The organism is Microbacterium sp. K24, assembly GCF_004794465.1.
GTDB lineage: Bacteria > Actinomycetota > Actinomycetes > Actinomycetales > Microbacteriaceae > Microbacterium.
The window spans coordinates 76554-90068 of the sequence record NZ_SSDJ01000139.1 but is presented as its reverse complement, the minus strand read 5'-3'; the positions used below and the strand labels follow the sequence as shown (position 1 = coordinate 90068).

Below are 13515 nucleotides of genomic sequence, written 5' to 3'. Positions count from 1 at the left end.
TGCCGGGGAGCGATGTCGGAGGCGTCCGGAAGAATGCACGGGTGACCGGCATGAAGACGTTCTGGAGGGCGCTGCCCGTCGAGGGGCGATGGCTGCTGTCCACGGTGGCGATTCAGACCCTCGGGCGCGGTATGACGCTGCCGTTCACGATCATCTACTTCCACGAGGTGCGAGGCTTCGATCTCGGCGTCTCCGGCGCGCTGATGAGTCTCATCGCGATCACCGGACTGATCGTCACCGGCCCCGGCGGGACGCTCATCGACCGCTTCGGCGCGCGTCGGGTGCTCATCGCCGGACTGTTGTCGATGATCGCGGGCTGCACGCTGCTCGCCTTCGCCACACATCCTGCCGTCGCGGCGGTCGCCGTCGTCCTCATCGGCGTGAACTTCGGCGTCTCCTGGCCGGGATTCAACGCGCTCATCGCCACCGTCGTCGACGGCGAGGTGCGTCAGCAGTACTTCGGCGTGAACTTCGCCCTGGTCAACCTGGGTATCGGCGTCGGCGGCGTGATCGGTGGATTCTTCGTCGACGTGAACGACCCCGCCACGTTCACGGTGATCTTCCTCATCGACGCGGCGACCAGCCTGATCCCTCTGGCACTGCTGCTCGGACCGCTCCGACGCGTGCGCACGCAGCACGAGGCCGAGGCCGACGAGCCGCCGGTCGGAGGCTACCGCGAGATCCTGCGCAGGCCCGCCGTCTTGTGGCTCACCCTGCTGACCTTCCTGGTGGTCTTCATCGGATACGGGCAGATGGAGGCGGGGTTCCCCGCTTTCGCGCGACAGGTCTCCGAGGTGTCGACGCAGGTGGTCGGCTTCTCCTTCGCGGCGAACACGGTCGTGATCGTGCTCCTGCAGTTCACCGTCCTCCGACTCATCTCGGGCAGGCGACGCACCAGGGTCATGCAGGTGATGGCGGTCATCTGGGCGCTGTCCTGGGTGGTGCTCGGGGCAACGGGGTTCCTTCCCGGCTCGTTGACGGCCGCGATCGGGGTGATCGCCTTCATGGGCGTCTTCGCGTTCGGCGAGACGATGCTGCAGCCGACGGTTCCCGCCATCTACAACGACCTCGCCTCGGACCGCACGCGGGGGCGGTACAACGCGATCAATTCCGCGGCCTTTCAAGGAGGCGCGATCACGGGCCCGCTCGTGGCCGGTCTGATGCTCGGCGCGGGATGGCGCGGCTGGTTCATCGGTGTGATGATCGCCGGGACCCTCGCCGTCGGCGTGCTGGCACTGGTGCTCGAACGGGTGGTCTCGCCCGAGGCCAACGGGGTGTCTTCCCTCGGAGCCGACGACGCACCGGAGGTCGACGGCGCCGGGGTATCCGATATCCATCGAACGGACGAGGATGTCGGGGGTCGAAACCCATAGGCTCGCGCTATGGCCCTGGAATCGCTCTTCCTCCGTCTCGACCGGATCGCGGGCGGGCGGCAGGCCGGCGTCGCCATCAGCGAGGCCGATCGCACGCACCCCAAGACCGTGCGAGCCTTCACCTGGATCCTCTGGCTTCTCGTCGTCGAGCTCGTGATCGGCGTCGGGGCGGTCGTCGTCGCACTGCTGCTGGCCATCGACGGCGAGGCGGTGTCGTTCGCCGTCTGGATGCGGACCCTCGTCGTGCTCGCCATGACGGCCACACTGTTCTACTTCGCGTGGCGGGCGCAGCGCGGCTGGCGCTGGGCTTATCGCCGACTGCGCTTGTTCGCGCAGATCTTCCCCGTCATCACGCTCGTGATGGCGGCGATCCCCGGCCTCTATCCGCTCTGGATGGTGTCCGAGCAGATCGTCTTCAGCCTGATCATGATCGGTATCGCCGACTTCCTCACGAGCGATCACATGCGGAGCACTTTCTCGGCACCCCGCCCCGGGGGTGGATAGCACGGCGGAGCATGCGGCGCCACTCCCTTTCACCGGGCGGGGAAAGCGCGACATCCTCGATTCGAGAACGAGTCGAGGGAGGAAGAGCGGATGGCGAGACTGAATCGCGTCGTTCCGGGGGAGGACCCCGGATTCCGGCGGGTGCGATCGGGGTCCGGGTTCCGCTATGTGGATCCGGCGGGTGAGACCGCTCCGGAGGCAGATCGGGAGAGGGTCCACGATCTGGTGATCCCGCCGGCGTGGACCGACGTCTGGATCGCCGCCGATCCGCTGGCCCACATCCAGGCCGTGGGCGTCGACGAGGCCGGACGCAAGCAGTACCTCTACCACCCGCTCTGGCGGGTCTCGCGCGATCGGCGCAAGTTCATCCGTGCGCTCGAGCTCGCCGCCGCGCTGCCGGGCGCGCGGGCACAGGTGACCCGGGCACTCGGCGACGACGGTCAGACCAAGGACAAGGCTCTCGCCATCTCGTTCCGTCTTCTCGACGACGCCGCTCTCCGCATCGGGTCCGAGCGGTATCTCGCGCGGCACGGCAGTCGTGGGCTGACGACTCTGCGCCGGCGCGATGTGAAGCTGGACGGCAGCGCGGTCGCCCTATCGTTCCCAGCGAAGAGCGGGCGGACGGCATCGATCGAGATCACCGACGATTCGCTCGCCGAGGCGCTCACGGAGTTCGCCGCCGGAGGTCCGCGGGAGTTCCTCCTGGCCTATCGGAAGGGGCGCCGGCGCGTGCGCATCACTCCGGCGGAGGTCAACGCCTACATCCGTGAGATCACGGGGGCCACGTTCTCCGCGAAGGACTTCCGCACCCTCCACGGCACCATCACGGCCGCCGACGCGCTCGCGCGGATCGGCGAGCTGGACCGCCGCGGAGATCGGTCGAGGGCCGAGCGCCTCGCGGTCCAGGCGACGGCGACGGCGCTCGGCAACACGACGGCCGTCGCGCGGGGAAGCTACATCGACCCCCGTGTCTTCCGGCTCTACGCCCGCGGGAAGACTCTCGATCTGACAGTGACGCCCGAGACCGCCATCCGGCGGCTCCTCGGCGGGCCGGAGAAGTCGCGGAAGGCCGAGCGTCGCGAGAAGAGCGGGCGTCGGCGCTGAGCTGCGGAGCACTGTCCGGCCGCGCGTGGCGTGAATGGAAGGATGGAGGGATGGACACCGCCAACCTCAGCCGACAGGAGACCGCGGCGCGATCCGCGGCGGTCACTCTGCGCAGCATCCGTGTGGAACTCGACCTGACGGGTGCGCCGGAACGCGCCAGGACGGGGTTCCCGACGACGACGAGCCTCGAGTTCGACGCGACGGCGGAGTCGACATGGCTCGACTTCATCGGCGAGGAGGTGCGCCGCGTCGTCGTGAACGGCGAGGATCGTGCCGTCGACTTCGACGGATCACGGATCGTGCTGACCGGTCTGGCCCCGTCGAACGTGGTGCGCGTCGAGGCGGTGGGTGCGTACAGCCGGTCGGGTGAGGGACTGCATCGCTTCCATGATCCCGTGGACGACGCGACCTACCTCTACACGCAGTATGAGCCGGCCGACTCGCGGCGCGTGATGGCCTGCTTCGAGCAGCCCGACATGAAGGCGGCGTACACCTTCGTCGTGGACGCGCCCTCCGGCTGGGAGATCCTCTCGAATCAGTCCCCGGCGCGCACGGATCGAGGGCTCGGCATCCAGCGCGTCGAGTTCGCACCGACGCTGCCGATCTCGAGCTACATCACGGCCGTCGCGGCCGGTCCCTATGCGCGGGTCGACGGCGCATGGGAGCGCGGTGAGCAGCACATCCCGCTCGGCGTCTTCGTGCGCCGCTCGCTCGCGGAGCACCTCGAGTCCGACGAGATCCTCGAGGTCACGCGTCAGGGCCTGGACTTCTTCACCGACGCCTTCGCCTACCCGTACCCATGGGGCAAATACGACCAGATCTTCGTCCCGGAGTACAACCTCGGCGCGATGGAGAACCCCGGTCTTGTGACGTTCACGGAGAGCTACATCTCGCGTGGTGCGGCGACCGACGCGCAGCGCGCGGGCCGGGCGAACACGATCCTGCACGAGATGGCGCACATGTGGTTCGGCGACCTCGTCACGATGAAGTGGTGGGACGACCTCTGGCTCAAGGAGTCCTTCGCCGATTACATGGGCGCGCACGCCTCCGCCGTGGCCACGAGGTTCCACGACGCGTGGGTCACCTTCGCCGCCAAGCGCAAGGCGTGGGCCTATCAGCAGGACCAGCTGCCGACCACGCATCCGATCGTCGCCGACATCACCGACCTCGAGGCCGCGAAGCTGAACTTCGACGGCATCACCTACGCCAAGGGCGCGGCGGTGCTCAAGCAGCTCGTCGCCTTCGTCGGCGACGACGCGTTCTTCGAGGGCGCGCGGCGGTACTTCGCCGCGAACGCGTTCGGCAACACGACGCTGGACGACTTCCTCGTGCAGTTGAGCGCCGTCTCCGGCCGCGACATGAGCGACTGGTCGCGTGCCTGGCTGCAGACCTCCGGCGTCTCGGCGCTCTGGCTGGAGACGGATGCCGAGGGCAGGCGCACGCTGATCCAGACCGAGCCTCGTCCCCACCGGCTGCGCATCGGTCTCTACGACCGCGTCGACGGCCGCGTCGTGCTGCGGGAGCAGGTCGAGCTGGACATCGCAGACGAGCGGACGGAGGTCGAACTCGCGGACGCCGATCTCGTCATCGTCAACGACGACGACCTCACCTACGCGAAGACACGTCTCGACGGGCGGTCTCTCGCGACCGTCGAGGACTCGCTCTCGGCGATCGAGGACCCCCTGGCACGAGCGGTCGTCTGGTCGGCGCTCTGGAACGCCACCCGTGACGGCGAGCTCGATGCGGTGCGCTACGTCGCGATCGTCCGCGCGCATGCGCCCGGAGAGGCGAACATCGGGCTGCTCTCCGGCGTCCTTCTCAACGTGGCGTACACGCTGCGCCACTTCGTCGACGATGCACGGAGCGCCGAAGAGCAGCGGCAGTGGATCGAGTCCGCATGGCGTGCGCTGCAGGAGGCGGACGCGGGGAGCGATGCGCAGCTGTCCTGGGCGCGGGCCTTCGCCACGGCATCCGCCTATGACGACGTGCGCCACGCCGACGTGCGGGCGATGCTCGACGGGCAGGTTCCGGACGGGCTCGTCGTCGATCCGGATCTGCGCTGGCAGCTCCTCACCGCACTCGTCACGACGGGTCGCGCGGGCGCGGACGACGTCGCGGCCGAGCAGACCCGCGACGACACGGGTTCGGGCCGCACGGCAGCCCGTCGAGCACTCGCATCGAGACCGGACGCCGCCGTGCGCCGTGCAGCGTGGGAGAACGCATGGAGCGATACGTCGCTGAGCAACGATCACCTGGATGCCGAGATCGCGGGGTTCCGTGCCGGTGGGCGCCGTGATCTCATCGCGGAGTTCGATGCGGAGTACTTCACGCGGATCGGCGACGTCTGGAGCACGCGCAGCATCGAGTTGGCGAAGCGCCTCGTGCTCGGTCTCTTCCCTTCGAGCGACTCCCTCGACCTGGTGGACTCCTGGCTCGCGGAGAACACGGAGGCTCCGGCCGCCCTGCGTCGGCTCGTGATCGAGCAGCGCGACCACCTGGAGCGGTCGCTCCGGGTGCGCGCGATCACTCGCCCCTGATCAGCTCCTCCGCAGTCTCGAATCCGAGGGCGCGGAGGTCGTCGCGGTCGTCGCTCGCATGCGCGAGGATGACGGCGAGGGCTGCGGCCCACGCGCGGGCGCGAACCCAGGTCTGCTCGTCGTAGCGGTCACCTGCTGCGCGGCGGAATCGCCGCCGTCCGTCGGTGTCGAACGCCAGCCACCCTGCGGCCAGATCGTATGCGGGGTCGCCCGCGGTGACGTCACCGAAGTCGATGAGGGCGGAGAGTCGGCCGCCGTCGACGAGGATGTTTCCCGGATGCAGGTCGCCGTGCAGCCAGACGGACTCCGTCGCCGGTGCCGCCGCGAGCCCGCTCCGCCAGATCCGCTCCAGGGGGCCGGCGAGCGAGGAGGGCAGATCGGCGAGCCGCGAGCGCACGCTGTCGTCGCGGTGAGAAAGCGGTACGCCGCGCATCGGATTGTGCGGGGCATCGTGCGGAGCCGGAACATGGAGGGAGCGGAGCGCCGCGGCGAGGTCCACGGCCCACGCGGTGTTGTCCCCCCTCGGGAGTCCGAGCGCCTGGCGTCCCGGCAGCCACGGAACGAGCGACCACGACCAGGGGAACTCCGCGGTGGGTGCTCCGGCGACGAGCGGCACGGGGGTGCGCACACCGACTGCGCTCAGCGCCGGCGAGAGCAGGGGCAGCGCATGCTGTTCGTGCTCGATCAGCGGGACCGCGAGCGCCCGGCGCGGCACGCGGACCGCGACGTCGTCGCCGAGACGCCAGGTGACGTTGTCCCACCCTTCTGCGACACGGGTCAGAGGGAGATCCGCCCACTCCGGCGCGACGGCACGCACCAATGCGCGAACGCCGGACTCATCGAGGGTCCGCTCCGCGGCGGGAGAGTCGGGCACGTCAGAGGTCGAGGGACTCGCCGGGCTCGAGCGCGAAGAACTCGCCGCCGCCTTGCTCGGTCGCCCACTGCAGGCGCTGACGGTGCATGTTCCTGCCGATGACCGAGAGAGTCATGTCGTGGGTGCCGAAGGCGCGGCGCGGCTTCACCGCGAGCACGTAGTCCATGGCCTCGCCGATCTTGAGCCACGGAGCGCCGAGCGGCGCCGCGAGAGTGTCGACCTCGATGCCTTCGGGAACGGCGTAGGAATCGCCCGGGTAGTAGAGCTCGTCGTTCACGAGGACCCCGACGTTCTCGACGGTCGGCAGGGACGAGTGGATGACCTCGTGCGTGCCGCCGAAGAACTGCAGGCGGAATCCACCGACCTCGATCGTGTCTCCCGGGGCGACGACGGTGATCTCGTATCCCTCGGCGGCGTTCGCCACTCCCGACGGTGCGTAGATCGGCGTTCCCGGCGCGTCGCGGAGGATGCGATCGAGGTGATCCGAGGTCCAGTGGTCAGGATGCTCGTGCGTGATCACCACGCCGACGAGCTTCCCGAGGTCGTTCAGGGGAGCGGTGAAGGAACCAGGGTCGATCAGGAGCGTCTCATCGCTCTGGTCGATGCGGAGAGTGGCATGTTCGAACTTCGTGACGCGCATGAGACGAGTCAACTCCTTCCGAGGCCCGGCGGCAAACGCATTCTTCGCGCGCCACGCCCGAGCGTCCGTCACGGCGGGGCCGATTTTGCGGAGGAAGAATCTGCATGGCATACTTGAACGGTTGTCGCGGGACGGAAACGCCCCGCCAGACGGCCCCATCGTATAGCGGCCTAGTACGCTGCCCTCTCACGGCGGTAACGCGGGTTCGAATCCCGCTGGGGTCACACGACACGAGAAAGCCCCCGGTTCACCGGGGGCTTTCTTCGTTCCCGGCCGCGATTCAGCCGCGCGTGCTCCTCGTCAGCCACAGCGCCGCGGCTGCGCTGACGACCGCCGCTGCGGCGAGCGGGAAGTCGAGACCGTATGCCGTGATCGCGATGACGGGAACCACGAAGAGCGATACCGCGCCCACGGTGGCCGCCCGTGACGGAACGCGGGGGATGCCGGGAGCCGGCGCCTTCTCGAAGCGGATCAGCCACAGCGAGAGCAGCCAGACGACGGCGAGCACCACCACGAGGAAGACCGGCCGCGTCCACCACCACACCGGGCTCCCCGGCGCGGGGAGCGGAACGGGCAGCAGGAGCTCGATGCCGATGAGCACCATGATCACGGGCAGATGCCACAGGTAGATCGTCATGAGCCGGGAGCCGATCAGGAACACCACCCCCTGCGCCGCGCGAGTCCGCATCAGCGCGGTCAGAGGCACATGCAGGAGCGTGAGAGCGGCGGCCTGGATGACCGCGAGCACGGCCATCGTCGCCGTCGGCGGCCACTGGTTGCCGAGCATGCTCTGCGTGTACCCGCCGAGCGACACGAGGCCGCCGAGGAGCGCGTAGCCGCCCGCCATGAGGAGCACCAGCTGCCACCAGGACCTCCGCGCGAACCATCCGTCGTAGAGGAAGAAGCCGACCTGCTGCGCGAACAGCCAGACGAACACAATGTTCGGGATGCCGAAGAGCTCCTGCCCGAGACCGTAGCCGCCGCCCTGGCGCACCGGCTCTATTCCGAGGACCCCTCCGAAGAAGAGGAATCGCAGGGCGTCGACGGCGAGGGCAGCCGCGAAGAGCACCAGCAGCACCCACGCGCCGTGACGCTCGTGCAGCCGCATCATCCACGGCGCGAACGCCTGGGCGATCATGTACGCCGCGAGGAACCAGAGCGGAGAGCCCACGCCGATCGCGACCGTGTCGACGAGAGCCCGGTCGACCCCGAGCATACGCGTCGCACCGAGAGCGATCGTCAGGAACAGGAGGAGGGGGAGCGCCGGGCGTGCCAGACGGGCCAGCCGCACGCGCACGAAGGTGTCGGCCGTGTCGCCGCGGGCGAGGGCCGATCGCCATCCGGCTCTCGCCGCGTAGCCTCCGACGACGAAGAACAGCGGCATGATGTTCGCGATCCACGACGCGGCCGTGAACCACGACTGCGCCTCCACGGTCTTCTCGATCAGCAGAGATCCGTCGGGGTTGCGACCGACCCCGGTGAAGAGGATGTGCACGAACACCACGAGCAGCACGCAGACGACCCGGGCGAGGTCGAGTGTGAGGTCGCGGCCCGCCGGTGCGGTGCGGGGCGTCGTATCGATGGCGGCGCTGCTCATGGCGATGACTCTAGCGTCGGCGGAGGCGCCGCTCCGCCAGGACGAGCCGATCGGTGGAGAGCTCCTACTCCGCTGTCCTCAGCGACATCTCGCGGAACAGGCCGGTGCGGAGCGGCACGATCATCAGGATCATCATCGCGGTACCGAACAGCACGAAGGGCAGCCAGATCGACGTCGCCGAGGCGAGAGCACCGAATCCGGCCATCGCGACCGGCATCAGGCAGTCGTCGCCCAGTCGCGTGATCGAGCCCATGCGTCCGAGGTACGCCGTGTCGACGGTCGCCGAGAAGGTCGCGCTCAGCAGCACCGAGGCGTATCCGGCCGTGATCCCGACCACGAACGCCGATGCGGCCACGGTCCAGACCGGCCCGAAGCCGAGGGCGACGATGCTGGCACCCTGCACGATGAGAGCCCAGAAGCCGGCGATGGCCTCGCGTCGCGGTCGCCACTTCGCGACGGAGACGGCGCCGATCGCGGCACCCAGGCCGAGGAGCGCTTCGAAGAGGCCGACGGCGGGTGCGCCCCAGCCCTGATCGTTCGCGCGCAGCGCGAGTCCGATGCCCACCGCCGGTCCGACGGCGAGGTTGAGCCCGGAGAGCGCGAGGACCAGCGTGCGAGTCGTGGGGTGGGCGCCGAGATGACGGAAACCGCTCGCGATCCCGCGGAGCGCGCTCTGCTTCTCGGCGCGGGGGAGCAGGAACCGCGGACGCAGCCAGATCGCGATGAAGGCCACGACGAGCGTGAAGGTGAGGGCGTTCGCCGAGGCGCTGCCGGCGAGTCCGGCATGGGCGACGATCACGCCTCCGATCGCCGCACCGCCCATGGTGCCCAGACGCGACGCGGTCTGCGAGGCGGCGCCGTACGCCGGGAGATCGGAGGGGCGGATGAGCTGCCGAGCGATGGTTCCCGCGGACGGCTCGTAGAACGCGTCGCACACGCCGAACGCGATCGCGGCGGCCAGCATCACCGCCGCCGACGGCGGGGTCGCCAGGACCCACAGCGCCACCGCGACGAGGACTCCGACGCGGATCGTGTTGAACAGCAGCATCACTCTGCGGGCGTCCGCGCGATCCGCGATGACGCCGCCGAACAGCAGCACCGCCGCGCGCGGCACCGTGCCGGCGGCGACGATCAGTCCGGCGACCGCCGGGGTGGCGATCTGGACCGCGGTCCAGGCCAGAGCGATCGTCCACAGGGCGTCGCCCGCGTCGGACAGCGCCTTCACGACGATCCAGGCGTGGACGCGGCGATCGCGACGGAACGGCGGCGGGGCGATCAGCTGCACGGGTTCGACGACCGCGCTCATCAGGGCTCCGTCGGAAACGCGTGGGAGAAGATGAACACGGGCGTGCGCTCCTGCCCGTCGTCGAGGTCGATCGCGCTCTCCCACTCGCGCATCGTGCGCAGGAGGCGTGTCGAGAGGTCCTGCAGCTCCTCGGGCGTGGCCCATGCGCTGGAGTCGGTGCTGTACCCGTCGTAGCGGGCGTAGGCCGGGTCGTTGCGGCGGCGGTGCCAGCGCTGCAGACGCTCGAACTGCAGGCGGATGCCCTGGCGCTGGGCCTCTCGAGCCAGGAGCGCATCGGCCGGAGAGTCGGCGTAGTCATCGGCCGACCACGTGAGACCGCGTCGGGTGGCCGTCCACCAGCTGGTGCGTTTGTCGCCTGTCGGGTCGGCTGCGCGCTCCACGACACCCGCGCGCTCCAGCATCCGCAGATGGTGGCTGATGCTGCCCACCTGGCTGTCGAGAGCTCGGGAGAGTGCCGTGACCTGCGACGTGCCGTACAGCAGCAGGTAGTCGTAGATGCGCCGGCGGAGCGGATGATGCACGGCGGTGACCACGGAGATGTCTTCCATGCGAGGAACGCTACGACCGTTCCGGAATTCCCACAAGGCTTCTTGTATACCCCGGAAAATCAGCGAAAGAGCCGCTCCCGACCAGGGACGGGAGCGGCTCTCGGTCGAGATCAGTCGGCGTCCGGCCCCGCGACCTTCGCGGTCGCAGCCGCGGCGCGACGCGTGCGCCGCGTCCGACGGATCAGCCACACGATCAGCACGACGACTCCGACGATCGCGATCCACGGCAGGATGAAGCCGACGGCGACCACCAGGGCGTTGAGCGACACGACGAGGCCGTTCCATCCCGCCAGCAGTCCATCGCCGAAGCCGGCGGGATCGGCCGTGGTCGGCGCCGCCGTGCGCGTCAGCTCGACCTGGAGCGTCGACATCGCCACCTGATCCTCGATCGACGCGAGCTGCTGCTCGTACGACTCGAGCTGCGCCTGACGGTCCGTCAGCGCGACCTCCGCCTCGATGAGCTCCGACACGCTGCCCGACTGGGCCATCAGCTCGGTCAGACGCGTCACGGACGCCTTCGTCGCGTCGACGCGGGCCCGCAGATCGATCGCGACCGAGGTGACGTCCTGCTTCGAGATCGACGACGAGAGCACCTCGCCGGACTCGTCGAGTGCGGCGATCACTTCGGACAGGTCCGCCGACGGTACGCGGATGCTGATCCAGCCGTATCCGGAGTCGGCAGGAGCAGGTTCCGTCGTGCCGTCGTTCGCGACCGCCTTGCCGACCTCTGTGCTCTCGACGTACCCGCCGCGCTCCTCGGCCAGGGCGGTGATGTCGGCCGCGGCATCCGCGATGTCCTTCACCTGCACGGTGGCATGGGCGGTGGCGATGATCTCCCGGTCCGCGTCCGCCACATCCGAAGCGGCCAGGCCGGAGGTGTCGGTGCCGCCGTCGACCACGCCGGGGGCGACCTCGCCCAGCCGCTCCGGCGATGCCGCGTCGGACTCGGCGACCGTCCCACCCGCGCCGTCCGCGGTCGACATCGATGTTCCGCCCCCGGTCGCGCCGAGGATCGGAGGAGTAACGAGCACGCCGACGACGAAGGCGGCGGCGACTCCCGCGCCGGTCAGCCAGCGTCGGCGTCGCGTGCGGGCACGGACGGCGGAGGCTCGCACGGGCGAGCGCTCCTCCGCGATCGCGGAGAAGACCGAGTCCTCGATCCGCGCGATGGTCTCGTCGGACAGCTCGGGAAGCTCTCCACGGGTGTTCTGATCGTTCATGCGTCTCTCGCTTCCTTCACGGCGCCGCGCAACTGGGTGCGCACTCGGGAGAGACGGTTCCGGACGACGGCGTGGCTCACGCCGAGCTCCTCGGCGGCAGCCTGATAGGCGTATCCCTCGGCGGCGCACAGGCGGAAGATCTCGCGATCGAGTTCGCTCAGCGTGCCGACCTCCGCAGCGATCCGCGCGGCGAGATCCGCGGTGATGACCCGCTCCTCGACGCTCACGGTGTCCGGTAGGTCGTCGTCGAGGGCCGCGGCCGTATGCGCCTGGTCCCTGCGCCGCTGACGCAGCCGGTTCGCGGCCTGGAAGCGGCAGATCGTCGCCAGCCAAGGCAGGATCGACTCGCCCTGGAGCTCGAGGCCTGGCAGCTTGCGCCACGCGACCACGAACGTCTCCTGTGTCACATCCTCGGCGTCGGCGGACGACGCGAGGATGCCGTTGGCGATCCAGTAGACCGGCCGTACGTGGGCTCGGTACAGCTCACGGAAGGCGCTCTCGTCGCCTGCCGCGGCCTGTGCGGCCCACTTCTGATCACTCGTCTGCACGGGCATCCTGTTTCCGTTCGGTGTCTCTCAAGGGGAAAGTGTCGACGGATGCCCCATCGTCTCAGATCGGCTGCAATGTCGTGCTCCACGGCGCCGCCGCTCCGGTAGCATTGCTCCCGCGAGAGGGAGTATCCCGGATCCGCGCGTAACGTCATCACGAGCACCGTCATCGCTGCTCCGGGCGCGCGACGCACGTCATAGTGCGGGGGAGAGACTTTCGGCTTCTTCCGACCCTTCCGAAAGGTGCCGTGCGCCCTTGGTAATCCCGCTCTGGTTCGAGATCACGTCGATGGTGGTCCTCACGATCATCCTGATCGGCGACCTCCTGCTCATCCGCTTGCGCCCGCACATCCCGTCGACGAAGGAATCCACCCTCTGGGTCGTGTTCTACGTCGCCCTCGCGCTGCTGTTCGCCGTGCTCCTCGGCAACGTCGGGGGATGGCAGAACGCGGGCGACTTCATCACCGGCTGGGCGCTCGAGTACAGCCTCTCGATCGACAACCTCTTCGTGTTCGTGCTGATCATGGCGCAGTTCGCAGTGCCGCGGCGGCTGCAGCAGCAGGTTCTGATGGTCGGCATCATCATCGCGCTCGTCTTGCGCGGCGCGTTCATCCTCGTCGGCGTCACGATCATCGAGCACTTCTCGCCGATCTTCTACATCTTCGGCGCCTTCCTCATCTACACCGCGATCAAGCAGGCGATGCCGGAAGGAGACCACGACGACGAGGTCAAGCGCGAGAACTTCATCGTGCGCCTGCTCCGCCGACGCATCGACATCAGCGAGGAGTACGACGGGTCGAAGCTCCGCACCACGGTCGACGGCAAGCGCATGTTCACGCCCATGGTGATCGTGTTCATCACGATCGGTGTGACCGACCTCATCTTCGCGATCGACTCGATCCCCGCGATCTTCGAGATCACCACCAACGGCTTCCTCGTCTTCGCGGCCAACATCTTCGCCCTGATGGGTCTGCGTCAGCTGTACTTCCTGCTCGGCGACCTCCTCGACCGTCTGCGCTACCTGCACTACGGCATCGCGGTGATCCTGGGCTTCATCGGCATCAAGCTCATCCTGCACGCGCTGCACGAGAACGAGCTGCCGTTCATCAACGGGGGCCAGCACGTCGAGTGGGTGCCCGACATCGACAACATGGTGTCGCTGGGCGTCATCCTCGTGTCGATGACCGTCGCCACGATCGCCAGCCTGATCGCCTCCTCCCGGGAGAAGCGCGCGGCGAAGGTCGCACCGACCGTCGAGTGAGAT

12 protein-coding genes and 1 tRNA gene are annotated in these 13515 nt (G+C 68.8%); 6 read left to right on the top strand and 7 right to left on the bottom strand.

Annotation, left to right across the window (positions count from 1 at the left end; genetic code table 11):
* Positions 1-50: 50 nt before the first annotated feature.
* From DW306_RS16255 to pepN, 4 genes are all read left to right on the top strand, one after another.
* Positions 51-1373, top strand: a complete 1323-nt coding sequence (locus tag DW306_RS16255; protein WP_240747239.1) for an MFS transporter — start codon at positions 51-53, stop codon at positions 1371-1373.
* 9 nt (positions 1374-1382) lie between these two features.
* Positions 1383-1877, top strand: coding sequence for a hypothetical protein (locus tag DW306_RS16250; protein ID WP_136056625.1), 495 nt, complete (start codon positions 1383-1385; stop codon positions 1875-1877).
* A gap of 90 nt (positions 1878-1967) precedes the next feature.
* Positions 1968-2981, top strand: a complete 1014-nt coding sequence (locus DW306_RS16245; RefSeq protein WP_136056624.1) for a DNA topoisomerase IB — start codon at positions 1968-1970, stop codon at positions 2979-2981.
* A 50-nt stretch (positions 2982-3031) separates the two neighbouring features.
* Entirely contained in the window at positions 3032-5518 is a 2487-nt protein-coding gene (gene pepN, locus DW306_RS16240; protein WP_136056623.1) for an aminopeptidase N, read from the top strand.
* On the opposite strand, the gene DW306_RS16235 is transcribed toward pepN, so the two are convergent.
* Positions 5505-6392 (bottom strand): aminoglycoside phosphotransferase family protein, encoded by an 888-nt coding sequence (locus DW306_RS16235; RefSeq protein WP_136056622.1) that lies wholly within the window; start codon positions 6390-6392, stop codon positions 5505-5507. The two genes, pepN and DW306_RS16235, sit on opposite strands and share 14 nt — an antisense overlap.
* 1 nt (position 6393) lies before the next feature.
* Positions 6394-7032: an MBL fold metallo-hydrolase gene (locus DW306_RS16230; protein WP_136056621.1), complete on the bottom strand. Its 639-nt coding sequence runs from the start codon at positions 7030-7032 to the stop codon at positions 6394-6396.
* 151 nt (positions 7033-7183) lie between these two features.
* On the opposite strand from DW306_RS16230, the gene DW306_RS16225 reads away from it, so the two are divergent.
* Positions 7184-7256: transfer RNA gene (locus DW306_RS16225), tRNA-Glu, on the top strand.
* A 56-nt stretch (positions 7257-7312) separates the two neighbouring features.
* On the opposite strand, the gene DW306_RS16220 is transcribed toward DW306_RS16225, so the two are convergent.
* The 5 genes from DW306_RS16220 to DW306_RS16200 form a co-directional block, all read right to left on the bottom strand.
* Positions 7313-8629, bottom strand: a complete 1317-nt coding sequence (locus DW306_RS16220; RefSeq protein ID WP_136056620.1) for an acyltransferase family protein — start codon at positions 8627-8629, stop codon at positions 7313-7315.
* 64 nt (positions 8630-8693) lie between these two features.
* Positions 8694-9935, bottom strand: a complete 1242-nt coding sequence (locus DW306_RS16215; RefSeq protein ID WP_136056619.1) for an MFS transporter — start codon at positions 9933-9935, stop codon at positions 8694-8696.
* Positions 9935-10483: a helix-turn-helix domain-containing protein gene (locus DW306_RS16210; RefSeq protein ID WP_136056618.1), complete on the bottom strand. Its 549-nt coding sequence runs from the start codon at positions 10481-10483 to the stop codon at positions 9935-9937. The genes DW306_RS16215 and DW306_RS16210 overlap by 1 nt, the downstream gene beginning before the upstream one ends.
* A gap of 110 nt (positions 10484-10593) precedes the next feature.
* Entirely contained in the window at positions 10594-11703 is a 1110-nt protein-coding gene (locus DW306_RS16205; RefSeq protein WP_136056617.1) for a DUF4349 domain-containing protein, read from the bottom strand.
* Positions 11700-12257, bottom strand: coding sequence for an RNA polymerase sigma factor (locus DW306_RS16200; RefSeq protein ID WP_136056616.1), 558 nt, complete (start codon positions 12255-12257; stop codon positions 11700-11702). Before DW306_RS16200 ends, DW306_RS16205 begins: the two co-directional genes overlap by 4 nt.
* Before the next feature lie 250 nt (positions 12258-12507).
* Here DW306_RS16200 and DW306_RS16195 point away from each other — a divergent pair, with 250 nt between their 5' ends.
* A complete protein-coding gene (locus tag DW306_RS16195) occupies positions 12508-13512 on the top strand; it encodes a TerC/Alx family metal homeostasis membrane protein (RefSeq protein WP_136056615.1) in 1005 nt (334 codons plus the stop codon).
* Positions 13513-13515: the final 3 nt, after the last annotated feature.

Excerpts from the sequence above, each read along its gene's own strand:
- pepN (WP_136056623.1), top strand. The coding sequence starts at position 3,032 with ATGGACACCGCCAACCTCAGCCGACAGGAGACCGCGGCGCGATCCGCG.
- DW306_RS16200 (WP_136056616.1), bottom strand. The coding sequence starts at position 12,257 with ATGCCCGTGCAGACGAGTGATCAGAAGTGGGCCGCACAGGCCGCGGCA.
- DW306_RS16255 (WP_240747239.1), top strand. The coding sequence starts at position 51 with ATGAAGACGTTCTGGAGGGCGCTGCCCGTCGAGGGGCGATGGCTGCTG.
- DW306_RS16215 (WP_136056619.1), bottom strand. The coding sequence starts at position 9,935 with ATGAGCGCGGTCGTCGAACCCGTGCAGCTGATCGCCCCGCCGCCGTTC.
- DW306_RS16220 (WP_136056620.1), bottom strand. The coding sequence starts at position 8,629 with ATGAGCAGCGCCGCCATCGATACGACGCCCCGCACCGCACCGGCGGGC.
- DW306_RS16250 (WP_136056625.1), top strand. The coding sequence starts at position 1,383 with ATGGCCCTGGAATCGCTCTTCCTCCGTCTCGACCGGATCGCGGGCGGG.
- DW306_RS16210 (WP_136056618.1), bottom strand. The coding sequence starts at position 10,483 with ATGGAAGACATCTCCGTGGTCACCGCCGTGCATCATCCGCTCCGCCGG.
- DW306_RS16230 (WP_136056621.1), bottom strand. The coding sequence starts at position 7,032 with ATGCGCGTCACGAAGTTCGAACATGCCACTCTCCGCATCGACCAGAGC.
- DW306_RS16245 (WP_136056624.1), top strand. The coding sequence starts at position 1,968 with ATGGCGAGACTGAATCGCGTCGTTCCGGGGGAGGACCCCGGATTCCGG.
- DW306_RS16205 (WP_136056617.1), bottom strand. The coding sequence starts at position 11,703 with ATGAACGATCAGAACACCCGTGGAGAGCTTCCCGAGCTGTCCGACGAG.